Source organism: Salinarimonas chemoclinalis, assembly GCF_041514305.1.
In the GTDB taxonomy this organism is placed as follows: domain Bacteria; phylum Pseudomonadota; class Alphaproteobacteria; order Rhizobiales; family Beijerinckiaceae; genus Salinarimonas; species Salinarimonas chemoclinalis.
Map to the genome: position 1 here is coordinate 1 of NZ_JBGMWH010000027.1, position 23,906 is coordinate 23,906.

Sequence of the window (23,906 nt, forward strand, 5' to 3'; positions counted from 1 at the left end):
CAGTCCTGCACGCCCCCCACCCCCGGCCCCTCCCCACGAGGGGGAGGGGAGACCGTCGGCGTCCTGCATCCGCGGCGCGGCCGCGAGGAAGGCCAGAAGAATGACGCACGACACTCCGAACGCCCCGGCGACGGCCCCGCGCGTGCCGCGCGCCACCTACCGCCTGCAGCTGCGCCGCGAGTTCCCGCTCGCGGCGGCGGAGCGGGTCGTGCCCTACCTCGCGGCGCTCGGCATCAGCCACCTCTACCTCTCGCCGATCCTCGCCTCGCGGCGGGGCTCGGTGCACGGCTACGACGGCGTCGACTTCACCGATGTCGATCCCGAGATCGGCGGCGAGGACGGGCTGCGGGCGCTCGTCGCCGCCGCGCGCCGGCACTGGATGGGGCTCATCGCCGACATCGTGCCCAACCACATGGCGGTCGGCGGGGCGGACAACCGGTTCTGGCTCGACGTGCTGGAGAACGGCCAGGCGAGCCGCTACGCGCACTACTTCGACATCGACTGGAACACGCCGGACCCCGTGCTCGAGGGCAAGGTCGCCGCGCCCTTCCTCGGCGCGCCCTACGGCGAGGCGCTGGCGAACGGCGAGATCGCGATCGTCCTCGATCCGCGCATGCGCCGGCTCTGTGCGGCCTACTACCACCACCGCTTCCCGCTGAACCCCGGCGACTACGGCGAGATCCTGCGCGCCGGCGACCCTGCGCTCGCGCCGCTGGCGGAGCGCTTCGATGCGGCGCGCACGCCCGAGGCCTTCGAGGAGGCGCGCCTCGCGCTCGTCGAGGAGGCCGGCGAGACTCTGGAGGCGGCGCTCTCACGCGTGTCCGAGCCGGCGACGCTGCACCCCATCCTGGAGCGGCAGAACTGGCGCCTCTCCTGGTGGCGCACGGCGGGCGACGAGATCAACTGGCGGCGCTTCTTCGACATCACCGAGCTCGCGGGGCTCAGGGTCGAGGAGGAGGACGTGTTCGAGGGCGTGCACGCCGAGATCTTCCGGCTCTACGCCGAGGGCCTGATCGACGGCCTGCGCATCGACCACGTCGACGGCCTCGCCGACCCCGCCGGCTACGGCCGGCGCCTGCGCGAGCGGCTCGCGGAAATCGCGCCGCAGCGCCCGCCCGAGGCGCCGGAGGGGCCGGCGCTCGTGCTCGTTGAGAAGATCCTCGCCCACGACGAGACGCTCGCGACCGACTGGGCGGTGGACGGCACCACCGGCTACGAGTTCATGGACGCCGTCGGCGGGCTCCTGCACGACCCCGACGGCGAGGAGATGTTCACCGATCTCTGGGCCGAGATCTCCGGCCGCTACCCGGACTTCGCCTCCGAGGAGCTCGATGCGCGCAACGAGATGCTGGTGCGCAACTTCGCCGGCCAGGTCGACGCGGTGGCGCACGCCTTCCACGACCTCGCCCGGCGCGACCTCGAGACCCGCGACGTGACCTACCACGCGCTGCGCCGTGCGCTGGTCGCCCTCGTCGCCGCCTTTCCCGCCTACCGGACCTACGCCACCGCCGGCGCGGCGCCCGGGGCGGACGCGCCGATTCTGGCGCGCGCCGTCGCCGCCGCCAAGGACATGGCGGGGCCCGGCGAGGCGCCGATCCTGGACCTGATCGCCGGCTGGATCTCGGGCGTCGGCGTCGCCGACCAGGAGATCCGCGGCCGCGCCGTCGTCGCCTTCCAGCAGCTCTGCGCGCCGGTCGCGGCGAAGTCGGTCGAGGACACCGCCTTCTACCGCTACGGCCGGCTCGTCTCGCGCAACGAGGTCGGCTCGGACCCGGGCCGCTTCGCCGTGTCGCGCGACGCCTTTCATGCGCAATCTCTGGAGCGCGCCGAGCTGTTACCGCACGCGATGATCGCCACGGCCACGCACGACCACAAGCGCGGCGAGGACGTGCGCGCCCGGCTCGCGGCGCTCTCCGAGGTTCCCGCCGAGTGGGCCGACAGGGTCGGCTCCTGGCTCGACATCAACAAGCGCCACACGCGCGACGCCGTCGATCCCGCCGACGAGTACGTCCTCTACCAGATGCTGCTCGGCGCCTGGCCCTACGGCCTCGCGCCGGACGACGCGCAGGGCACGAAGCGGCTCGGCGCCCGGCTCGTGCGCTGGCAGGAGAAGGCGCTGCGGGAGGCCAAGCTCAACTCGTCCTGGACGGAGCCGGACTCCGACTACGAGGCCGCCTGCGCGCGCTTCGTCGAGGCGGTGACCGATCCGGCGGTGGCGCCGGCCTTCCTCGCTTCCGTCCACGCCTTCGCCGAGGCGCTGGCGCCGGCGGGCGCGGCGAACGGGCTCGTGCAGGCCTTCCTGCGCTCGACCGCGCCCGGCGTGCCGGACTGCTACCAGGGCCGCGAGTTCTGGGACTTCTCCCTCGTCGACCCCGACAACCGCGACCCCGTGGACTACGAGGCCCGCGAGGCGGCGCTCGCCGAGGGCGCGCCGCTGGCCGACCTCGCCGCGCGGTTCCGCGACGGGCGGATCAAGCAGCGGGTGATCGCGCGCTGCCTCGAGGCGCGCCGGGCGCTGCCGGATCTGTTCGCCGAGGGCGAGTACGTCCCGCTCGGCGTGCGCGGGCGGCGGGCCTCGCACGTCGTCGCCTTCGCGCGGCGGCACTCGTCCTCGCTCGCGATCGCGGTGGCGGGGCGGCTCATGGGCGGGGTGCTGATCGGCGGCGAGGCGCTCGCGCCGCCCGCGGATTGGTGGGGCGACACGCGCCTCGTCCTGCCCGACGACCTCGTCGACACGCGGCTCGAGGACGCGTTCCGCGAGGGGGCGGGGGCGCGGACCTTCGGCGTCGAGACGTCGGTGGCGGAGCTGCTCGCGCCGCTTCCCGTGAGCCTCTGGACAGCCGCCTGAGCGACGCGCCCCGGCGGTGCGGGTTGCCCCCCGGGCGCGCGCGCGCTATCGCGTGGCGCTCCGATCAAGGGCGGGACGCATGATGGCCAAGCAAGGCAAGGAACTCGGCAAGAACGACGACGCGAAGGCGAGCCGGCTGAAGGCGCGGGTGCCGCGGGGCTTCGTCGACCGCGGCCCGGGCGAGCTCGCCGCCGCCGAGCGGATGCTCGCCGAGATCCGCGCGGTCTACGAGCTCTACGGCTTCGAGGCGGTGGAGACGCCGCTCGTCGAGTACACCGACGCGCTGGGCAAGTTCCTGCCCGACCAGGACCGCCCGAACGAGGGCGTGTTCTCGTTCCAGGACGAGGACGAGCAGTGGCTGTCGCTGCGCTACGACCTCACCGCGCCGCTCGCCCGCTACGTGTCCGAGAACTTCGAGGCGCTGGCCAAGCCATACCGCTCGTATCGCGCCGGCTGGGTCTTCCGCAACGAGAAGCCCGGCCCGGGGCGCTTCAGGCAGTTCATGCAGTTCGACGCGGACACGGTCGGCGCCGCCTCCGTCGCGGCGGACGCCGAGATGTGCATGATGGCCGCCGACACGCTCGATCGGCTAGGGCTGAAGGGCCAGTACGTCGTCAAGGTGAACAACCGCAAGGTCCTCGACGGCGTGATGGAGGCGATCGGGCTCGCCGGCGAGGACCAGGCCGGGCGGCGCCTCGTGGTGCTGCGCGCGATCGACAAGCTCGACAAGGTCGGCGTCGACGGCGTGCGCGCGCTGCTCGGCGAGGGGCGCATGGACCCGAGCGGGGACTACACGAAGGGGGCGGGGCTCGACGCGGAGCAGGCCGAGCGGGTCGTGGCCTTCACCGAGGCGGCGCGCGCCACGCTGGAGGAGACCTTCGCGGCGCTCGAGGCGGTCGTCGCCGGCTCCGAGCGGGGCGGGGAGGGGGTGGCGGAACTCCGCGACATCGCGGCCCAGATCGCAGCCTCGGGCTACGCGGAGCGCGTTCGGATCGACCCCTCCGTCGTGCGCGGCCTCGAGTACTACACCGGCCCCGTCTTCGAGGCCGAGCTGACCTTCCCCGTCACCAACGAGGACGGCGTGCCCGTGCGTTTCGGCTCCATCGGCGGGGGAGGGCGCTACGACGGGCTCGTCGGGCGCTTCCGGGCCGAGCCCGTGCCGGCGACGGGGTTCTCCATCGGCGTCTCGCGGCTCCTCTCGGCGCTGCGGCTCGTGAACAGCCCCATCGTCGCCGGCGCGGAGCCGCAGGCGCCCGTCGTCGTGCTGGTGATGGACAAGGACCGCGTCGCCGACTACCAGCGCCTCGTCGCGACGCTCCGGGCCGAAGGCATCCGCGCCGAGATGTATCTCGGCTCGGCCGGCATGAAGGCGCAGATGAAATACGCCGACCGGCGCCGCAGCCCCTGCGTGATCATCCAGGGCTCCGACGAGCGCGCGCGCGGCGAGGTCCAGATCAAGGACCTGATCGAGGGCGCCAAGGCGTCCGAGACGATCGAGACCAACGAGGAATGGAAGGCCGCGCGGCCCGCGCAGGTCTCCGTCCCCGAGGCGACGATGGTCGACGCCGTGCGCGAGATCCTCGCCCGGCACCGGTGAGGCTCAGCCGCGCGCGAGGTTGAGCGCGAGGAGGCGCTCGAGGGCGTCCTCGATGCCGATGTCCTCGGGCCAGCCGTAGGCGGCGGCGACCGCGCGGTCGAGGTCGTCGTGCAGCGCCGCGAGCCAGGCGGGCCGCGCGTTGTAGAGCTTGGTGAGGGTGCGCTCCTTCAGCACCGCCGCCGCCGCGTCGTCCTTGGGCAGGATGCGGTCGGGATAGCCCGGGACCACCTCCGGCTCGATCCGCACGAGATCGGGCGGGTTCAGCCACCGCCCCCGCGCCTCGTCGAGCGCCCGCGCCGCGGCGGCGATGCGCCGCGCGCGCGGATCGTCCGCATAGGCGGCGGCAGGGAGGTTCGGTGTCAGGCCCTCCGGGAAGGGGTAGGTCTCGAAGGTGGTGGTGGGGGTGTAGCGCGGCCGATCCTCGAGGCTCGTCCCGAGCCGCAGGGACCAGGCCTCGTGGAAGCGGGAATGGAGGATGCCGAAGGTGGTGTCGTCGTCGCGGGCGATGGCGGTGAGGTTCTTGTCCGGGACGATCCGCGTGTCGAGGAAGACGAACACGCGGTGCTTCGCGACCTCGGGCGTCACGATCATCCGCTCGCGGCCGGCTATGGCGGCGAAGAGTTCCGGTCGGCTGCGCCAGAGGCGCCAATAGTCCGCGCGTGTAATCTTCCGCCCGCGCTCGGCCTCATACGTCTCGACCTCGCGACGGAGCAGTTCGAAGGGCGCCTCGAACTGGGCAGCTGCGTTCTCGCCGAGACCATTGAAGTTGATGATCCAGTAGTCGCGCGGGCGCCGGGTCACGTCGATCCCGATCCACCACGGTGACAAGACGTCCGAGTTCCGTCGGCCGTTGACGTTTGTCGGCTCCGTCAGCAGCCTGCGCGCCACTTCGCCAGGGATGTCCAGCGGCCCGGATTTCTGGATGCCGATGAACGAGACGTCCGCGTTCTCGGCCAGCTGGCGGGCCGTCGTGATCGGCAGGTCCGCGGTCAAGTCGGGATTGATCGCCGCGACGGCGAGCCCGTCGAGCATCGGCTCGTCCGGCGGCTCATCCGCGAAGCACACGAGCGAGACGCGAACAGACGCCCCGTCCACGATCCACGGCTCGTCGGACCACGCCTCGAAGATCTTCAGCCGCCGCTGAATGGCCTCCAGCGTCAGCCGATTGCGGCCCCCCCGGATCGAGTTCGTGGCGACGAGCCCGGCGCGCTTCGAGCGGCCGTCCTCGATCTGCTTGCGCGCCTTGTGGAACCACCAGCAGACGAGGTCGGAGAACGGCGAGATTCTCTCGGCGTAGACCTCGCGGATGGTCTCGGTCTCCTCCGCCCCGAGCCCTGCGATGAGCTTCTTCCCCCCCAAGAACGGCGGGTTCCCCACGATGAACTCCGCCGCCGGCCAGTCCGCCTCCACGGCCCGCCCCGCGGCGTCGCGCGTGATCAGCGCGTCGCGGCACTCGATCGTGTCGAGCTTGCGCAGGATCGGGTCGGGGCGGGTGTAGATGGCGTTGCGGATGCGCCACTGGATGTCGCCGATCCAGATCGTGGTGCGGGCGAGCTCGGCGGCGAGCGGGTTGATCTCGATGCCGCGCAGGATCTCCGGCCCGACCTCGGGGACGCGGGGGGAGAGGCCGAGCCCCTCGCCCTCCTGGATGGCCCGCCATTCGAGGTCCTTCACCGCCTGGAGCGCGAGATAGAGGAAGTTGCCCGAGCCGCAGGCGGGGTCGAGGATCACGAGCCCGCGCAGGCGCTCCAGGAAGGCGAGCTGGATCGCCTCCGCCTCCACGCGCGCCTTGGCGAGGGCGGATTCCCGGCGGCTCGGGGCGACGCTCTGCGCCTTCGCCGCGGCCTTCTCCATGATCGCCTCGATGCGCCCGCGCGCCTCCTCCCACTCCCGCCGGAGCGGGCGCAGAATCACCGGCTCGACGATCATCATGATCTTGGCCGGATCGGTGTAGTGCGCGCCGATCTGCGCGCGCTTGCCGGGGTCGAGGAAGCGCTCGAACAGCGTGCCGAAGATGGTCGGGTCGATCTCCGACCAGTCGAGCTTCGCCGCCTGCATCAGGAGGTCGGCGTCGCCCTCGTCCAGCGGCAGCGCCTCCTGCCCGTCGAACAGGCCGCCGTTGAAGTGCGCGATGTCCTGGAGGGCGAACTCGCCGCCGGTCCGCATCTCGGCGAAGAGTTCGTCGAGGTTCCCCTTGGCGCGCTTCGGGCGCTTCTGCGCCCGCGCGATCAGCGCCTGGAACATGCCCTCGGGCAGGAGCTTCACGCTCGAGGCGAAGAAGCAGAACACGAGCTGGTTGACGAAATGCGCCACCGCCTCGGCGTCGGCGCGACCCTGCAGGCGCAGCGCCAGCGCCGAGAACTTGTCCGCCGCCTCGCGGGTGACGCGCTCGCGCGTGCGCTCGGGCCGCAGCCTGTCGGGATCGTGGAAGACCGCGTGGACGAGGGCGAGCTTCGCCGGGTCTTCGAGGTCGGCGAGCGCGATCTCGATGCTCGAGGCGACGAGGTTCGTCCAGGCGGTGCGGATGCGGATGCGGTCGATGTCGCAGGCGACCTGGAGCGGCGGGTTCTCCAGCGCGGCGGCGTAGCGCACGAGCTGGTCCATCGCCGCATCGAGGTTGCGCTTCTTCTTCTTGTATTCCCAGGCGAAGTAGCCGCGCTTCCAGACGTCGGCGAAGCCCTCGCCGCCGCCTGTCTTGGTCGCGCCCTTCTCGAAGGCGTAGGCCTCGCCGGTCGAATCGCCCGCGGCCGGCGTGGGGTGGTCCACGAGCCGGCACAGGTCGATGAAATGCTCCTGTGCCGCCTGCCGCTCGGTGAGCGTGGCGGCGGACCATTTGGCGATGAACTCGCGGGGCGTCATGCGGGGGCGGCCGGAGGAATCTCGCGAACGAAAGGTGGACGCCTCCTCTTAGCACGCGCCCGCCGCCTGAACAGCCCCGCCGCGCGCCCCTAGCGCTTCGGCGGCCCCGCCGGGTCGCCGGTGCGGTCGACGGGATCGTGCGATCCCTGCTCGGCCTTGCGGGCGAGCGCGGAGCGGCTCGGGTCGCCCGAGAAGGCGTTCGAGGCCGCGCGCCGGTTCGACTTGCGCCGCAGGAAATACGCGAAAGTGCCGATCGCGAGGACGAGCACGATGGCGATCGTCATCACGTTCTGCGCTTCGAGGAAATTCGCCCAGGTCATCGGAAGCCCTCCTCCGGTCGGTTGCGGGGCCCGCGCGGGCGGGCATCGTCGGTCGACAACGACGCAACGCCCGCGGCGATCCGCACCCGCGTCCGAATGGCGCGATGCGGTCCTTCCGACGGGAGGGGCGGGCGCTCAGGCCGCGTGGTCGGCGGAGCGCCCGGCGATGGTCTCGGCGACCCATTCGGGGTCGCGGGCGACGAGCTTCAGGTAGGAGACGAGCACCGGATCGGGCGCGTGCCGCCCCTGCTCGACGTCGCGCAGCCGCCCGAGCGAGATGCCGTAGCGCGCGGCGAACGCCGCCTGGGTGAGGCCCAGACGCTCGCGGGTGCGGCGGACGGCATAGCCGATCTCGGCGCGCTCGATCATCGCATCCGTCATGGGCGGATTGTCGGGATCGGAGAGGGCGTTCGCCTCGATCTCGTCCTCCGTCATCGCGTCCAGACGCGCCTGCTGCTCGGGCGTGAAGCGCCTCGGCGGACCCTCTCCGAGCCGACGTCTCACGATCGCCATGTCACCTCCGTCACGTCACGTCCCTCCCTCGTAGAGCCGGCGTTCGCGCCGGTTGGCGCGTCGCGCCGAGATGATGCGGACGGTGCCGCCGCGCATGGTGAACACGACGGCGAGGCACGTCGTGCCGACCGCGCCCAACGTGGTGAAGCGCTCCTCGCCATAGTCGCGACGGTCATCGCTGCTCACGCGGCGACGCGGGTCGCGGAAGACATCCATGGCGACATCGAACGAAACGCCGTGCTTGGCCTCGTTCGCCGAGGCCGTCCCGTCGTCCCATTCGAAGTCGGTCGGCGCGTCCACCCCTCGACACTACGGACCGTCCGTACTCCTGTCCATACCCCGCGCCCGACCGACGCGTCCCCCGGCCCCCTTGACCTTCGCCCGCCGCTCCAGTCCAAAGGACGGGCATCCACGCCAGGAGGTCGCCCGTGCTGTCATCCGTGCTCATCGCCAATCGCGGGGAGATCGCCGTGCGGGTCATCCGGACCGCGCGGCGGCTCGGCATGCGCACCATCGCGGTGTACTCGGACGCCGATCGCGACGCGCTGTTCGTGCGCCTCGCCGACGAGGCGCACCGCATCGGCCCGGCGCCGGCGTCCGAGAGCTACCTGAGGATCGACGCCATCCTCGACGTGGCGAGGAGCGCCGGCGCGCAGTGCATCCATCCCGGCTACGGCTTCCTGTCGGAGCGCGCGGCCTTCGCCCGCGCCTGCTCGGACGCCGGGATCGTCTTCGTCGGGCCGCCGGCGGAGGCGATCGAGGCGATGGGGCTCAAGGACGCCGCGAAGTCGCTCGTGCAGAAGGCGGGCGTGCCCGTGGTGCCGGGCTATCACGGCGTGCGCCAGGAGCCGGACTTCCTGCGCCAGAAGGCCTACGAGATCGGCTATCCGGTGCTGATCAAGGCGGTCGCCGGCGGCGGCGGCAAGGGCATGCGCCGTGTCGACAAGGTGGCGGACTTCGACGCCGCGCTCGCCTCCGCCCAGCGCGAGGCGCAAGCGTCCTTCGGCGACCCGCGGGTGCTGGTCGAGAAGTACGTGCTCAGCCCCCGCCACGTCGAGATCCAGGTCTTCGCGGACGCCCACGGCAACGTCGTGCACCTGAACGAGCGCGACTGCTCGCTCCAGCGCCGCCATCAGAAGGTGATCGAGGAGGCGCCCGCGCCCGGCATGACCGCGGACGTGCGCGAGGCGATGGGTCGCGCCGCGGTGGAGGCCGCGCGGGCGGTGGGCTACGTCGGCGCCGGCACCGTCGAGTTCATCGCCGACGGGCGCGAGGGGCTGCGGGCGGACCGCTTCTATTTCATGGAGATGAACACCCGCCTCCAGGTCGAGCACCCGGTGACGGAGGCGATCACCGGCCTCGACCTCGTCGAGCTGCAATTGCGCGTCGCCGCCGGCGAGCCGCTGCCCTTCGGCCAGGAGGACGTGCCGCTGATGGGCCACGCCGTCGAGGCGCGGCTCTACGCGGAGGATCCCGAGCGCGGCTTCCTGCCCTCGACCGGCCGGCTGTTCGCGCTCTCGTTCCCCGAGGGCGAGGACCTGCGCGTCGACGCGGGCGTAGAGGCGGGGGACCTCGTGACGCCGTTCTACGATCCGATGATCGCCAAGATCATCGCCCGCGGCGAGACCCGCGACGAGGCGCTCGACGCCCTCTCGCGCGCGCTCGGCGAGACGGTCGTCGCCGGCCCGCGCACGAACGCCGCCTTCCTGCGCCGCCTCGTCGACGCGCCGGCCTTCCGGGAGGGGGCGTTCGACACGGGCTTCATCGACGCCAACCTCGGCGCGCTGGGCGCCGTGCCGCAGGAGCGCGATCCCGCGGCGGTGGCGGCTGGCGCGCTCGCCCTCGTCTCCGCGGATCTCGCCGCGGCGCGGGAGGCCGCGCGCGCGGCCCTGCGCGAGGCGGCGACGCCGTGGCTCGCCGAGGACGGCTTCCAGCTCATGGGCGAGCGGCGCACGACGCTGCCGCTCCTCGTCGACGGCGAGCGGCTCGACGCGCAGGTGAGCTTCGACGCCGACGGGCCGGCCGTCGAGATCCCCGGCGCCACGCTCGGCATGGGCGAGCCGGAGGCGACGCTCGTCGAGGCGGAGGGCGACGTCCTCGTCCTGCGCGAGGGGCGCCAGACCCGCGTCGCGCTGTTCGATCCGGCGAGCGTCGATCTCGAGCACCTCGACGCCGGCGGGCTCGTCAAGGCGCCGATGCACGGCAAGGTCGTCGCGCTCTTCGTCGCGGCCGGCGAGCGGGTCGAGAAGGGCCAGAGGCTCGCCGTCGTCGAGGCGATGAAGATGGAGCATCCGCTCACCGCCCCGATCGCCGGCACGGTGGGCGACATCGCGGCCGGCCCCGGCGACCAGGTGGCGGAGGGTGCCCGCATCCTCGTCATCGAGGCCGAGGAGGGCTGATCCCGTGCGCAAGCTCGCTATCGCCGCCGCGATCGTCCTCGGGCTCGGCGCCTTCGGGACCTACCTCGCCTTCCAGCTGCGCCAGCACGCGGACGAATGCGATTCGGCCATGCGCCACTGCCCCGTGGCGCGCGAGGAGATCGCCTTCCTGGAGGGCGAGTGGTGCCTCGCGCGCGATCCCGCCGCCTTGCGCGAGACGGTGCGCTTCGAGGACGCGCGAATCCTGATGCGCCAGAGCGGCCCGCGGGCCGGCGGCGAGCGGCCCTGGGTCGAGGCGCGGATCGTCCGCTCGATGGGCGCGCTCGTCTATGTCGAGCACGACGTCGAGACCGGCGCGCGGCTCTCCGCGGAGCTGACCATCGTGCGCACCGGCGAGCGGACGCGCGAGACGGCGCTCGGTCCGAACCGGATCGCCTGGGCGACCTGCTGACGCCGCGCGTCGCGCTTGCGGCGCGGGGGCGAACCTGCCACATGCGGGCGATGACACCGCAAGCCCGCCTCTCCGGCGCGATGGAGGTCCTCGACGACCTCCTCGCCCGCCGCCGCCCCGCCTCGGACGCCCTGAAGGACTGGGGCCTCTCCCACCGCTTCGCCGGATCGAAGGACCGCGCCGGCATCGCCACGCTCGTCTACGACGCCCTGCGCCGGCGGGCCTCCGCCACCTGGGTGATGGGCGCGCGCGAGGAGGGCGGGGAGGGCGATCAGCCGCTCCGCGGCCGCGCCCTCGTGCTCGGCATGCTCGCCCTTCAGCGCGGGATGAGCGCAGACCAGATTGCCAGCCTGTGCGACGGCTCGCGCTTCGCGCCGGCACCGCTCTCCGACGACGAGCGCGCCCGCCTGGCGCGTCCGGACCTCGCGGACGCGCCGCCCCACGTGCAGGGCGACTACCCCGCCTGGATCCACGACGAGCTCGCGGCGATCTTCGGCGAGGCGGAGGCGGTCGCCGAGGCGCGGGCGCTCGCCGAGCGCGCGCCGCTCGACATCCGCGTCAACAGGCTCCTCGTCACCCGCGAGGAGGCGCAGAACGCGCTGGCGTTCCTCGCCCCGATCGAGACGCCCCACGCCCCCGCCGGCCTGCGCATCGCGCTCGGCGAGGACGGTCGCGGACCCGCGCTCCAGAGCGAGCCCGAGTTCCTCAAGGGCTGGATCGAGATCCAGGACGAGGGCTCGCAGCTCGCCGCGCTCCTGGCTCGCCCGGCGGCCAAGGCGCAGGTGGTGGACCTGTGCGCCGGCGCCGGCGGCAAGACGCTGGCACTCGCGGCGCTGATGGAGAATTCCGGCCAGATCTACGCCACCGACGCCGACACGCGGCGCCTCGCGCCGATCCACGATCGGCTGGCGCGGGCGGGCGTGCGCAACGTCCAGATCCGCAGCCCTCGCGGCAAGGCGGACGCGGTGGAGGATCTCGACGGTCGCGCCGACCTCGTCCTCGTCGACGCGCCCTGCACCGGCACAGGCACCTGGCGCCGCAACCCGGACGCCAAGTGGCGCCTGCGGCCGGGCTCCCTCGCCCAGCGCCGCGGCGAGCAGGACGCGGTGCTCGACCGCGCCGCGCGGCTCGTCGCCCCGGGCGGGCGCATCGTCTACGTCACCTGCTCCGTCCTGCCGGCGGAGAACGACGGCGCGCTCGACGCCTTCCTCGCGCGGCATCCGGGTTTCGCGCCCGTCCCCGCCAGCGCGCTGATGGAAGCCGCCGGCCTCGCCACGCTCGCGCCGCTCGTACGCCCGACGCGGCACGGGCTGCAGATGTCGCCCCTGCGGACGGGGGTGGACGGCTTCTACGTCGCGGCGCTGGACCGTCGCGGGTAGCCCGACGATGCGGACGCTCCCCGGCGGCTCCGTCGCTTCCGCCGCCGCCCTCCGGGCCGGGCCTGCCGGGCTGGCGTCCCCGGGGTGCGGCGTGCGAAGGTGCGGACCTGAGCGCGGCGAAGGCGGGCGGCGCGAGGAGGAGCCCTTGGCGAAAGGTCGTGACGCACGGGCCGTGGGGAGGGCCGGCGCGTGACGCGCTGGCTCGCCGTCTTCCTCGCCCTCGCGGCGCTGCTGACGCTCACCCGCGAGGCGGTGCTGACGCTCGGAGAAATCCGCCGGCGCCGCCGCGCGCGGCTCTCCGACGAGCTTGACGGGGCGGCTCTCGAACACGACATCGCGCAATGGCGACGCACGACGGGGCGGCGTCTCTGGATCCAGCTGGTGGGCGTCCCCCTGCTGCTCCTCGGCATTCTCATCCTGGTCGGAGTCTTCGCATGAAGGACATGTTTCGCGGCACCCTGCTGAAGGTGCTGCTTCTCCTGATCTTGCTCCTGCCGCTGGGTGCCTTCCTGCATTACAACCTGCCCGGCTACGACGTCGTGCGCATCACCTCGACCGACATCCGGCGCGTCGACCGCGACGGCAATGCGGCCAACAACGAGGTGCCGGGGGCGACGCGGGACGTCTACGTGATCTTCGCGGAGGACCCGGAGAGCGGCGCGGCGCGCGTCTACTACAACGAAGACACAGGCTGGGGCTTTCCCTGGTACTTCAAGTTCGATTCCGCCAACGTCCACCAGCGTGCGGGCGCCATCGCCCGGGAGCCCGACAACCGCGCCCTCGTCACGCACTACGGCTGGCGCATCCCGATGCTCTCGTGGTTCCCCAACGCCGTCTCGGTGCAGCGCGTCGAGCCCGGCTACACGCCCATTCCCTGGTTCAACATCGTGTTCTTCGCGCTCCTGGCCGGCGTGATCGGCTGGATCTGGTGGTCGGTGGCGCGCTGGCGCCGCCGCCGTGCGGCCTCGCTCTGACGCCGCGATGAGCCTCGAGGCGCGGCTCGCGACGGGGACGATCGGCGTCGCCGTCGCGCGGAGCCTGCGCGCGCCGGGCGACCTGTTCGGTTTCGCCGAGCGGCGCAACCCCAAGCGCGCCTTCCTCTTCGTATCGAAGGTGCTGGGCCGTCACATCCCCGTGGCGCCCTCGGTCATGCGCGCGGCGACCCGCGATCTCGCGGCGGCGATCCCGGCGGACCTGCCGGGACCGGTGCTCGTCGTGGGCATGGCCGAGACCGCGATCGCGCTCGGCGCCGGCGTGCAGCAGGACTATGTCGCCGCGACCGGCCGCACGGACGTCGTCTACCTGCCCACCACGCGCCACCCGCTCGGCTCGCTCCTGTGGCTCACCTTCGAGGAAGAGCACAGCCACGCGACGCGCCACCTCCTCCACGCCCCCGTCGATCCCGCGCTCGCGGCGCCCGCACGCGGGGCGAGGAGCCTCGTGCTCGTCGACGACGAGGCCTCCACCGGAAAGACCTTCCTCAACCTCGCCCACGCTTTCCGCGAGGCGGGCCTCGCGCCCGAGCGGATCGTGCTCGCGACGCTCACCGACTGGTCGGGCGGGGAGGCGGCGCGCGCGCTCGGCGCGTCGAACGCGACGCTGCTCGAGGGGCGCTACGCGTGGACGCCGAACCCCGGCGCGCCGCTCCCCGAGATGCCGTCGGTGGACGTCACCGCACGGGGCGCGCATTCGCCCGATCCGGCGCGGGACTGGGGGCGGCTCGGCGTGCGCGAGCATCGCAGGCCGTCGATCGCGGCCCTCGCGCCGCGGCCGGGGGAGCGCATTCTGGTTCTGGGTACGGGCGAGTACGTCTTCCCGCCCTTCCTGCTGGCCGAGGCGCTGGAGGCGGCGGGGGCCGACGTGCGCTTCTCCGCCGTCACGCGCTCGCCGATCGCGGTGGGCCACGCCATCGAGACGGCGCTCGCCTTCGGCGACAATTACGGCCTCGGCATCCCGAACTTTCTCTACAACGTCACGCGCGAGCCCTACGATCGCATCCTGATCTGCGTCGAGACCGGGCGCGCGGCGCTCGACCCGGCGCTCGTCGCGGCGCTCGGGGCACGGGTCGTCGAGGACGGGGAGCTGTACGCATGAGCCGGCCCATGGTGTTCGTCGACCTCGACGACACGCTGTTCCAGACGCTGCGCAAATGCCCGCCGGACACGCCGCCGGAGCAGCTCACGCTCGCGGCGCGCGCGTCCAACGGCGCGCATTCCATGATGACGCAGCGGCAGGCGGCGCTGGTGGACTGGCTGCTGGCCACCGCCGAGCCCATCCCCGTCACCGCCCGCTCGACGGAGGCCTACGCACGCGTCGCGATACCCTTCGCCTCCTGGGCGATCCTCGCCAACGGCGCGGTGATCCTGACGCCCGACGGCGAGCGCGACGCGCAATGGGCGCAGGTGATGGCTTGCGACCTCGGCGGCTTCGAGGAGACGCTCGAGACACTGCTCGAGCACGGACGTGCGGCCGCGCTGGAGGCGGGCCTGGACGTGCGTGCCTGGATCGTCGCGGAGGCGGAGCTTTCCACCTACACGGTGTTCAAGCAGAACGACGGGGACGGCGAGCGGCTGGCCGAGATCGCCGACGCGCTGGTGTCCGGCTTCGATCTCGCCGGCTGGACCGTCCACCACAACGGCAACAATCTCGGCTTCCTCCCGCCGGCGCTCTCGAAGCGGCGCGCCGTCGAGCACCTGCTCGGCCGGCTGCGCGCGGACGCGCCCGACCGGCCGGCGATCGGGCTCGGCGACAGCCTGACGGACCTGCCGTTCCTGCTCGCCTGCGACGTCTGGGGCGCACCCTCGGGAAGCCAGCTCGCAGGGGCGCTGACCGGCGTCCCGATCGACGGAATGACCTGATGCTCGGCGGCTTCCCCGGTTCCTTCGAGGAGGGCGACATCGCCTTCCTGCTCACGCCGCTCGCCCTCGCCGAGACGCCCACCGAGGAGAAGGAGCGGGCGATCCAGTCCGGCGCGCGGCACTATTCGGAGATGATCGGCCGCGAGGAGCCGCCCTCGGCCGCCTATCGTGCGCTCTACGCGGACGCGCTCGCCCGCCACGCCCCGCGGGCGGGACGCGAGATCGCGGGGCTCGCCAAGGGCCTCGCGGAAGCGATCGAGGGGCCGATCACGCTGCTCAGCCTCGTGCGCGCCGGCGCGCCGCTCGGCGTGCTGCTCAGGCGTGCGCTCGCCGCGCTCGGGCGCGACGTCGCGCATGCCGGCGTCTCGATCATCCGCGACCGGGGCATCGACGATGTCGCGCTCGCCCACGTCGCCGCGCGGCGTCCGACGGCGGGTGGCGTCTTCGTCGACGGCTGGACCGGCAAGGGCGCGATCGCCGGCGAGCTCGTGCGGACGCTTTCGGGGCGCGGCGACTGGGCGCCCCGGCTCGTGACGCTCGCCGACCCGTGCGGCCGCGCCTGGCTCTCGGCTTCGGGCGAGGACTGGCTGATCCCCTCGGGCATCCTCGGCGCCACGGTCTCGGGCCTCGTCTCGCGCACGATCCTCAACGAGGCGATCGGCGCGAACGACTTCCACGGCTGCCGCGTCTGGAACCACCTCGCCGCGCACGACGTCACCCGCGATCACGTCGAGGCGCTGTGGGCACGGGTCCTGCCCGCGTTGAGCGATGCGGCCGTCCGGCCGATCAGGCCCGAGGACCCGACCCGGGAGCGGCGTCGGGAGGCCTCGCGCGCGGTGGTGTCGGGCGTCGCCGCACGATTCGACGTGGACGACCTCAACCGCATCAAGCCGGGCATCGCCGAGGCGACGCGCGCGGTCTTGCGCCGGGTCCCGGAGCGGGTTCTCGTAGCGTCGGCGGCGGACCCCGATTGCGCGGCGCTGGTTCATCTCGCGCGCGAGCGCGGCGTGCCGCTCGAGGAGGCGGGCGACGCGATCGCCCCCTACCGCGCGCTGACCCTGATCCGGAGGGTGTCGTGACGAAGACCGCGCATGACGACGTCTCCGCCGCCCGCGGCATCGACCCGCTCGCGCTCGGCGCGACGCTGTACGTCCCCGCGACGCGGCCCGACATCCGGGCGGTGGCGACGGGCGCGAAGCTGTCGGGCCTGCGCTCGATCGTGCTGTGCCTCGAGGACGCCGTCGCCGAGACGGACATCGACGACGCGCTGGCGAACCTGCGCGCGCTCCTCGCCGCGCTCGGGCGCATCGATGCGCCGACGCCCGACGCGCCGCTGCTGTTCGTGCGGCCGCGATCCCTCGCGATGGCGTGGGAGATCGCCGCGCTGCCCGGCGCCGAGCGGCTCACCGGCCTCGTCGCGCCCAAGGTGCGCCCCGGCGGCGTGGCGGCCTGGGTCGCGGCGCTCGGCGGGCGCGATCTCCTCCTGATGCCGACGCTCGAGACGCCGGAGGTGTTCGACCCGTGCGCCATGCGCGATCTGCGCGACGAACTCGTCGCGACCGCGCGGGGCCGGGTGCTGGCGCTGCGCATCGGCGGCAACGACCTCCTCGCCTGCCTGGGCCTGCGGCGCATGCCCGGCGAGACGCTCTACGAGGGGCCGCTCGGCCCGCTCGTGGCGCAACTCGTCGGGTTGATGATCCCCGCCGGGTTCGCCCTGACCGCGCCCGTCTTCGACATCGTGCGGGATCCCGTGACGCTCGCCCGCGAGGCGGCCCGCGACGTCGCCTTCGGGCTCTGCGGCAAGACGGCGATCCACCCGATGCAGGTGGCGATCATCGAGGCCGCCTACGCGGTCGGCGCGGACGATCTGGCGCGTGCGCGCGCGATCCTGGAAGAGGACGCGCGCGCCGTCTTCCAGCACGCGGGTGCCATGTGCGAGCCCACCGTCCACCGCGCCTGGGCCCGCCGCGTCGTCGCCCGCGCGGCGCTTTACGGCGTCGCGGAGGAGGCCTGGGCGGCGGACGCGACGGGGTGAGGGTCGCGCGCGCCTCGCGCCGATGGTCACCACGGGGTGCGCGGCATCCGGAACGGCAGCAGCATCTGCACCCACGGCTTCGTGAACCGCGGCATCGACAGGCTCTCGTGCATCGCCCGCACGTCCTCGCCCAGGAGCCGCGTGGCGATCTCCGAGCGGGTGTAGAAGGGCGTGTCCTCGAAGGTCTTGAGCACCCGCGGCGGGGCGGCGCCGGGCTCGGTGCGGGTCTCGCGGGGCATGCGCCAGATGGCGCCCGGGGGCAGGTGAGCGAGGGGCGGCGTCGCGAGGTCGCGCACCGTGCCGTCGCGGCCGATGTCGAGCGCGAGCACCTGGCGCGAGCCGTCGAGCCGGACGACGTCGTAGAGCACGCAGGCGCCGCGCGAGCCGGGCGCGCGCGACCAGTTCCACCAGTCGAAGTCCGCCTCGAGCGGGCGGGCGCCGAAGTTCATGTCGAAATACGCGTCGCCCGAGAAGCTTACGCCCGGATGCTCCAGCGTCACCTCCGCCCGCGAGGCCGGCGCGATCGGCCACCACATGTGCCGCGCGCCCGCGTCGAGCCCGAAGATCTGCGGGGTGAGTCCCGACGGCGAGAGCCGCACCCGGCCCTTCAGCCGCCCGGGAACGGGCATGGTGCGCTCGTCGAACGCGACCACGAGAGCACCGCCCTCCCAGCGCATCTGCGAGGGGCCGATCGAGAGTGTCGTCGTGTCCCGCGAGAGCGCGTTCCGGCGCCGCTCGGTCAGCGCCCAGCGCTTGTGGCCATGGCCGTAGAGCACGACGTTCATGGCGGGGAAGTCGTGCGGGTCCGCCGGGCGGCCGGCCTTCGCGCCCCTGCGCCGCGCGAAGGCGTAGTAGGGCGAGAACACGTTGCCGATGAAGGCGATGATGGTGAGACCTAATCTCCCGTCGTCGCTCAGGACGTCGACGTACCACCAGCAATACCCATCGTCCGCGACCGTGCGGTCGAAGCGGAATCGCGGGATATCAGATGGGCCGCCGTCCAGCCCGAGAGGGCCGCCATCGGCACGCCCGCTCCCGGATGGACGCTCCCCCCCGCCAGGTAGAGCCCCGGCAGCCTCGTGCGCACGCTCGGGCGCTCGAAGCTCGCGTTCCAGCCGTGGCTCGCCCGCCCGTAGAGCGCGCCCCCCGTCCCCGGGAACAGCCGCTCGAAGTCGCTCGGCGTCGTGAGCCGCGTCCCCTCCGGGGTGCGCTCCACCGAGAGGCCGAGGCGGTTCAGATGTCGAAAGGTCGCCGTGTCGCATGTGGCGATCTCCTCTTCGTCGAAGGGGCGGTTGTCGCCGGTGGCCGGCGCGTTGACGATCATGAACAGCCGCTCGGGTGCGTCTTCGGCGGCGCCGTCGATCCGCCCGCCCCGGTCGTCCCGATCCTGCGCGCAGACGTAGACGGTCGGCTCGTCCGGCAGCCGGCCGCGGCGGAAGATCGCCTCGAACTCGGCCGGGTAGTCGCGCGAGAAGAACACCGTGTGGCGGGTGATGGGGAAGCCCCGCGTGCGGGCCCGGAGCGAGAGGGTCAGTGCCGAGAGCGAGCGCTGCGACGGGCTCGCGGCGGGCACCGCGCGGGCGGCCTCGCGCCCGAGGATGCCGGCCGCGATCGCGCCCGAATCGGCGTTGGCGACGACCCGGGCGGCGGGGATGCGTTCGCCCTGCGCCGTCGCCACGCCGGCGATGCGACCGCCCTCGACGAGCACCTCGCGTGCCGCGCAGCCGAAGCGGAAGGTCGCGCCCTTCTCCACCGCGAGCGCGTGCAGCGCATCGGCCAGGCGCTGCATGCCGCCTTCGACGAGCCACACGCCCGCCTGCTCGACGTGGGCGATCAGCATCAGCGTCGCCGGCGCGAGATAGGGCGAAGAGCCGGTGTAGGTGGCGTAGCGGCCGAAGAGCTGGGCGAGCCGCGGGTCGCGGAAGAAGCCCTCCAGCGCCGGCATCAGGGTGCCGAAGGGACGGATCGCCAGGAGTTCGTGTGCGCCCATGAGGCCGCGGCTCGCAATGAGCCTGGGCAGCGAGGGCTCGGGCGCACGGATGAAGGGCTCGTCGAGCATGGCGAAGACCCGCGCCGATGCCGCGCAGAACTCGCGGAAGCCCTTCGCCTCCCGCGCGCCGGCGAAGGCGCCGATCGCGTCCGCCGATCGCTCGACGTCGGCGAAGAGGTCGAGCCGCGCGTCGCCCTCCCAGGCGTGGCGGGCGAGGATCTCGGCCCGCCGCAGCCGCACCCGTTCGTCGAGCCGCGCGCCGGCCGCCTCGAAGATCGCGTCGAAGACGCCGCGCAGCGTGAGCACGGTCGGCCCCGAATCGACCCGCACGCCGTCGACGGCGATCTCACGCATCTTGCCGCCGGGCGCGGCGGCGCGCTCGAGCACCGTCACCGGGCGCCCCGAGGTCGCGACGAGCACGGCGCAGACGAGGCCGGCGATGCCGGCGCCGATCACGACGGTGCCGTCCCTGGAGGAGTCCGTCGCGGGGGCGGGTCCGAAGTTCACCGAAGCATCCTGGCCGTTGACACGCCCGAAAGCTATGTCAGTCTACATTGACAGTCCATACCGACAAATCCGGTTGACAATACCGGGACGCCGAGAGACCTGGGGAGACCCCGCATGGAAGTCCGCATCGACGCCGGAACCCGGATCGAGAGAGCCCTCGAGGCGGCGCTCGCCCGCGCTGGCGGCCCGGACGCGCCACCGCTCATCGCCTCGGCGATGCGCTACGCGGTGTTTCCCGGCGGCGCGCGCATCCGCCCCAGGCTGGCGCTGGGCGTCGCGGCCGCCTGCGGGGACGGCGAGCCGCGCCTCGCGGAAGCCGCGGCGATCGCGATCGAGCTGCTGCACTGCGCCTCCCTCGTCCACGACGATCTCCCCTGCTTCGACGACGCCTCGACCCGGCGCGGCAAGATCTCCGTGCATTGCGCCTTCGGCGAGCCGCTCGCGGTGCTCGCCGGCGACGGGCTGATCGTGCTCGCCTTCGAGGCGTTGGCGCATGCCGGCGCCGCCGTGCCGCGGCGCCTCGCGCCGCTCGTCTCCACCATCGCCGCTTCGACCGGGATGCCCTACGGCATCGTCGCCGGGCAGGCCTGGGAGAGCGAGCCGACGATCGACCTCTCGCTCTACCACCGCGCCAAGACCGGCGCGCTGTTCTCCGCCGCGACCCGCGCCGGCGCGCTCGCCGCGGGCGGCGACCCGGAGGCCTGGCGACCGCTGGGCGAGCTGCTGGGTGAGGCCTACCAGGTCGCCGACGACCTGCACGACATCGCCTCCACGGCGGAAGAGATCGGCAAGCCCACGGGCCAGGACGCCGCCCACGGCCGCGCCAGCGCACCGGCGCTGCTCGGCGTCGAGGGCGCGATCGACCGGCTCGAGACCCTCGTCGCCGACGCCATCGCGTCTATCCCGCCCTGCGGGGGCGCCACCGAGCTCAAGGCCGTGATCCACCACGCCGCCAAGCGCTTCGTGCCCAAGAGCCTCGCGCGCGTGGCGGCCTGAGGGGGGCGCAGGCGCGCAGATCCGGACATCAGGGCCATGCGCCTGCCCGACATCGTGCTCTCCTGGCGCGACAGGCTCGTCTCGAGCGAGCGCTTCCAGGCCTTCGCCGAGCGCTTCCCGCTCACGCGCCCGATCGCCCGGCGCCGGGCGGCGGCGCTCTTCGACATCGTGGCGGGCTTCGTCTACACGCAGACGCTGCTCGCCTGCCTGCGCCTCGATCTCTTCGAGACGCTGCGTGCCGAGCCGCTCTCTCCCGCCGACGTCGCCGCGCGCACCGGGCTGCCGGAAGAGGGGGCCAAGCGCCTCCTCGACGCCGCCTGCGCCATCGGGCTGCTTCAGGCCCGCTCGGGCGGGCGTATCGGGCTCGGGCCGCACGGGGCGGCGGTGCTCGGCAACCCCGCCGTGGCGCCGATGGCGCTGCATCACCCGCTCCTCTACGAGGATCTCGCCGACCCCGTCGCCTGCCTCGCCCGCGGGCCCGGCGGCGGCGCGCTGGCGCGCTACTGGGCCTACGCCCGCAGCCCCGAGCCCGGCACCCTCGCCGACGAGGCGATCGCCGCCTACACCGACCTGATGGCGGCCTCCCAGCCGATGGTCTCCCGCCAGATCCTCGATGCGCACGACGTCTCCCGTCATCGCCGCCTGATGGACGTCGGCGGCGGCGCCGGCGCCTTCCTGCGCGCGGCGGCGGCGCGGGCGCCGAGGACGGAGCTCGTCCTCTTCGACCTGCCGCCGGTCGCCCGCGCGGCCGCCGCGCGTTTCGCCGCCGACGGGCTCGCCGGGCGAATCGCCACCGTCGGCGGCAGCGTCTTCGGCGATCCGCTGCCGGCGGGGGCCGACGCGATCTCCCTCGTGCGCATCCTGCACGACCACGACGACGACGCGGCCCTCGCGATCCTGAAGGCCGTGCGCGCCGCGCTGCCGGCCGGCGGCACGCTCCTCGTCGGCGAGCCGATGGCCGAGACCCCCGGCGCGCGGGCGGTCACCCAGGCCTATTTCGGCCTCTACCTCTACGCGATGGGCTCCGGACGCCCGCGCACCCCCGCCGAGAACGCCGATCTCGCCCGGCGCGCGGGCTTCGCCTCCACCCGCTTCGTGAGGACCCGCATGCCGCTCGTGGCGAGCCTGCTCGTCGCAACGGCGTGAATTGTCCCTGCGTGATCCGGAAGGGTCCGGACAAGCCGCATCGGGTGTTAGTTTAGATTGACATCAGGTCGTGTCAGTCTAGATTGACATGCACAACGAATAGGCTCGTGAACAGGGAGGGCCACGTCATGTCGAGCACGCGAGCGGTCGTCCTGCACGAGCCGGAGCGCCTGAGCCTGGAGACGATCGCCCTCGATCCCGCGGGTCCCGAGGACGCCGTCGTCGAGGTCGCCTTCTCGGGCATCTCCACCGGCACCGAGCGCCTGCTCTACACGGGCCGCATGCCCGCCTTCCCCGGCATGGGGTATCCGCTGGTGCCCGGCTACGAATCGGTCGGGCGGGTGGTCGATGCCGGTTCGCACAGCGGGCTTTCGGTCGGGCAGGGGGTCTACGTGCCCGGCGCGCGCTGCTACGGCGAGATCCGCGGTCTGTTCGGCGGCGCCGCCGCCCGGATCGTGAGCCCCGGCGCGCGCCTCGCGCCGCTGCCGGACGCGTTCCTCGATCGGCCGGACGGCCTCGCCCAGGGCACGCTGCTGGCGCTCGCCGCCACCGCCTGGCACGCCGTCGAGATCGCCGGCGAGACGCCGGACCTGATCGTCGGCCACGGCGCGCTCGGGCGGCTGATCGCCCGCATCGTCGTGGCGAAGGGCGGCGCGCCCACCGTGTGGGAGACCAACCCGGCTCGCATGGACGGCGCCCTCGGCTACCGGGTGGTCGCCTCCGCGGACGACCCGCGCCGCGACTACCGCGCCGTCGTCGACGTCTCCGGTGACGGCCGCCTGCTCGACACCCTGATCTCGCGCCTCGCCCCCCGCGGCGAGGTGGTGCTCGCGGGCTTCTACTCGGAGCCGCTGAGCTTCTCGTTTCCCCCGGCCTTCATGAGGGAGGCGCACATCCGCATCGCGGCCGAATGGCAGCGGGCGGATCTCGACGCCACGGTATCCGCCGTGGCCTCGGGAGCGCTCTCCCTCGACGGCCTGATCACCCACCGCGAGGTGGCCGAGGACGCGGCGCGGGCCTACCGCACCGCCTTCGAGGACCCCTCGTGCCTGAAGATGATCCTGGACTGGAGGCGCACCGCATGAACGCCGTGACCCCGATCGAGCAAGAGCCGCCCGCCAAGAAGGAGACGCAGATCATCGCGATCTACGGCAAGGGCGGCATCGGCAAGAGCTTCACGCTGGCGAACCTCAGCTACATGATGGCCCAGCAGGGCAAGCGCGTGCTGCTCATCGGCTGTGACCCCAAGAGCGACACGACCTCGCTGCTCTTCGGCGGCAAGGCCTGCCCGACGATCATCGAGACCTCGTCGAAGAAGAAGCTCGCCGGCGAGGACATCGCCGTCTCCGACGTCTGCTTCAAGCGCGACGGCGTCTTCGCCATGGAGCTCGGCGGCCCGGAGGTCGGGCGCGGCTGCGGTGGACGCGGCATCATCCACGGCTTCGAGCTGCTCGAGAAGCTCGGCTTCCACGACTGGGGCTTCGACTACGTGCTGCTCGACTTCCTCGGCGACGTGGTCTGCGGCGGCTTCGGTCTGCCGATCGCCCGCGACATGTGCCAGAAGGTCATCGTCGTCGGCTCTAACGACCTGCAGTCGCTCTACGTCGCCAACAACGTCTGCTCCGCGGTGGAGTATTTCCGCAAGCTCGGCGGCAACGTCGGCGTCGCGGGCCTCGTCATCAACAAGGACGACGGCACCGGCGAGGCTCAGGCCTTCGCGCAGGCGGTCGGCATCCCGGTTCTCGCCGCGATCCCCGCCCACGAGGACATCCGCCGCAAGAGCGCGAACTACGAGATCATCGGCCGCCCCGGCGGCGAGTGGGCCTCGCTGTTCGAGCAGCTCGGCATGGCGGTGGCCGAGGCGCCGCCGATGCACCCGACGCCGCTCTCCCCGGAGGGCCTGCTCGACCTGTTCTCGTCCGACACCGTCGGCCGCGACGTCGTGCTCCAGCCCGCCTCCTATGAGGACATGTGCGGGGTCGACGCGGTGACGAAGCCTTCCCTCGAAATCGTCTACGACGCCTGAGCG

General features: G+C 73.1%; 21 protein-coding genes. 15 read left to right on the top strand and 6 right to left on the bottom strand.

The window, feature by feature from the left end; all coding sequences use genetic code 11:
* Positions 1-100 precede the first annotated feature (100 nt).
* Complete coding sequence (treY, locus tag AB9M23_RS21565) at positions 101-2,848, top strand: malto-oligosyltrehalose synthase (RefSeq protein ID WP_372426729.1); 2,748 nt, start codon at positions 101-103, stop codon at positions 2,846-2,848.
* A gap of 79 nt (positions 2,849-2,927) precedes the next feature.
* Positions 2,928-4,445 (top strand): histidine--tRNA ligase, encoded by a 1,518-nt coding sequence (hisS, locus tag AB9M23_RS21570; protein ID WP_372426730.1) that lies wholly within the window; start codon positions 2,928-2,930, stop codon positions 4,443-4,445.
* Positions 4,446-4,448: 3 nt separating this feature from the next.
* Here hisS and AB9M23_RS21575 read toward each other — a convergent pair whose 3' ends face one another.
* From AB9M23_RS21575 to AB9M23_RS21590, 4 genes are all read right to left on the bottom strand, one after another.
* Positions 4,449-7,304, bottom strand: coding sequence for a class I SAM-dependent DNA methyltransferase (locus AB9M23_RS21575; protein ID WP_372426731.1), 2,856 nt, complete (start codon positions 7,302-7,304; stop codon positions 4,449-4,451).
* Positions 7,305-7,393: 89 nt separating this feature from the next.
* Complete coding sequence (locus AB9M23_RS21580) at positions 7,394-7,624, bottom strand: hypothetical protein (RefSeq protein WP_372426732.1); 231 nt, start codon at positions 7,622-7,624, stop codon at positions 7,394-7,396.
* Between the two features lie 135 nt (positions 7,625-7,759).
* Positions 7,760-8,137, bottom strand: coding sequence for a helix-turn-helix domain-containing protein (locus AB9M23_RS21585; protein WP_372426733.1), 378 nt, complete (start codon positions 8,135-8,137; stop codon positions 7,760-7,762).
* A gap of 15 nt (positions 8,138-8,152) precedes the next feature.
* Positions 8,153-8,437: a BrnT family toxin gene (locus AB9M23_RS21590; protein WP_372426734.1), complete on the bottom strand. Its 285-nt coding sequence runs from the start codon at positions 8,435-8,437 to the stop codon at positions 8,153-8,155.
* Positions 8,438-8,565: 128 nt separating this feature from the next.
* Between AB9M23_RS21590 and AB9M23_RS21595 the strand changes: the two genes are divergently transcribed.
* The 9 genes from AB9M23_RS21595 (at position 8,566) to AB9M23_RS21635 (ending at position 17,238) form a co-directional block, all read left to right on the top strand.
* Entirely contained in the window at positions 8,566-10,536 is a 1,971-nt protein-coding gene (locus AB9M23_RS21595) for an acetyl-CoA carboxylase biotin carboxylase subunit (protein ID WP_372426735.1), read from the top strand.
* Between the two features lie 4 nt (positions 10,537-10,540).
* Complete coding sequence (locus tag AB9M23_RS21600) at positions 10,541-10,966, top strand: hypothetical protein (RefSeq protein WP_372426736.1); 426 nt, start codon at positions 10,541-10,543, stop codon at positions 10,964-10,966.
* A gap of 50 nt (positions 10,967-11,016) precedes the next feature.
* The gene (locus AB9M23_RS21605) at positions 11,017-12,345 is read left to right on the top strand and encodes an RsmB/NOP family class I SAM-dependent RNA methyltransferase (protein ID WP_372426737.1); all 1,329 of its coding nucleotides are present in this window, start codon (positions 11,017-11,019) and stop codon (positions 12,343-12,345) included.
* 189 nt (positions 12,346-12,534) lie between these two features.
* Positions 12,535-12,783 (top strand): hypothetical protein, encoded by a 249-nt coding sequence (locus AB9M23_RS21610; protein ID WP_372426738.1) that lies wholly within the window; start codon positions 12,535-12,537, stop codon positions 12,781-12,783.
* Positions 12,780-13,319, top strand: coding sequence for a DUF1523 family protein (locus tag AB9M23_RS21615; RefSeq protein WP_372426740.1), 540 nt, complete (start codon positions 12,780-12,782; stop codon positions 13,317-13,319). Before AB9M23_RS21610 ends, AB9M23_RS21615 begins: the two co-directional genes overlap by 4 nt.
* Before the next feature lie 7 nt (positions 13,320-13,326).
* On the top strand, positions 13,327-14,439 hold the full coding sequence (locus AB9M23_RS21620; protein ID WP_372426741.1) for a phosphoribosyltransferase domain-containing protein: 1,113 nt from the start codon (positions 13,327-13,329) through the stop codon (positions 14,437-14,439).
* On the top strand, positions 14,436-15,203 hold the full coding sequence (locus AB9M23_RS21625; protein ID WP_372426742.1) for an HAD family hydrolase: 768 nt from the start codon (positions 14,436-14,438) through the stop codon (positions 15,201-15,203). Before AB9M23_RS21620 ends, AB9M23_RS21625 begins: the two co-directional genes overlap by 4 nt.
* Positions 15,203-16,282 carry a cysteine protease StiP family protein gene (locus tag AB9M23_RS21630; RefSeq protein WP_372426743.1) on the top strand — a complete coding sequence of 360 codons (1,080 nt, stop codon included), beginning with the start codon at positions 15,203-15,205 and terminating at the stop codon, positions 16,280-16,282. The genes AB9M23_RS21625 and AB9M23_RS21630 overlap by 1 nt, the downstream gene beginning before the upstream one ends.
* Positions 16,279-17,238 (top strand): HpcH/HpaI aldolase/citrate lyase family protein, encoded by a 960-nt coding sequence (locus tag AB9M23_RS21635; RefSeq protein ID WP_372426744.1) that lies wholly within the window; start codon positions 16,279-16,281, stop codon positions 17,236-17,238. Before AB9M23_RS21630 ends, AB9M23_RS21635 begins: the two co-directional genes overlap by 4 nt.
* 26 nt (positions 17,239-17,264) lie before the next feature.
* Here AB9M23_RS21635 and AB9M23_RS21640 read toward each other — a convergent pair whose 3' ends face one another.
* Entirely contained in the window at positions 17,265-18,242 is a 978-nt protein-coding gene (locus AB9M23_RS21640) for a carotenoid 1,2-hydratase family protein (protein WP_504985810.1), read from the bottom strand.
* Positions 18,152-19,735 carry a 1-hydroxycarotenoid 3,4-desaturase CrtD gene (crtD, locus tag AB9M23_RS21645; protein WP_372426746.1) on the bottom strand — a complete coding sequence of 528 codons (1,584 nt, stop codon included), beginning with the start codon at positions 19,733-19,735 and terminating at the stop codon, positions 18,152-18,154. Before crtD ends, AB9M23_RS21640 begins: the two co-directional genes overlap by 91 nt.
* 126 nt (positions 19,736-19,861) lie before the next feature.
* On the opposite strand from crtD, the gene AB9M23_RS21650 reads away from it, so the two are divergent.
* The 4 genes from AB9M23_RS21650 (at position 19,862) to AB9M23_RS21665 (ending at position 23,903) form a co-directional block, all read left to right on the top strand.
* Positions 19,862-20,731 (top strand): polyprenyl synthetase family protein, encoded by an 870-nt coding sequence (locus tag AB9M23_RS21650; protein ID WP_372426769.1) that lies wholly within the window; start codon positions 19,862-19,864, stop codon positions 20,729-20,731.
* A gap of 36 nt (positions 20,732-20,767) precedes the next feature.
* Complete coding sequence (locus AB9M23_RS21655; protein WP_372426747.1) at positions 20,768-21,877, top strand: methyltransferase; 1,110 nt, start codon at positions 20,768-20,770, stop codon at positions 21,875-21,877.
* A 128-nt stretch (positions 21,878-22,005) separates the two neighbouring features.
* Positions 22,006-22,962, top strand: coding sequence for a chlorophyll synthesis pathway protein BchC (gene bchC / locus AB9M23_RS21660; RefSeq protein WP_372426748.1), 957 nt, complete (start codon positions 22,006-22,008; stop codon positions 22,960-22,962).
* Positions 22,959-23,903 carry a chlorophyllide a reductase iron protein subunit X gene (locus tag AB9M23_RS21665; RefSeq protein ID WP_372426749.1) on the top strand — a complete coding sequence of 315 codons (945 nt, stop codon included), beginning with the start codon at positions 22,959-22,961 and terminating at the stop codon, positions 23,901-23,903. The genes bchC and AB9M23_RS21665 overlap by 4 nt, the downstream gene beginning before the upstream one ends.
* The last annotated feature ends 3 nt before the right edge of the window (positions 23,904-23,906 follow it).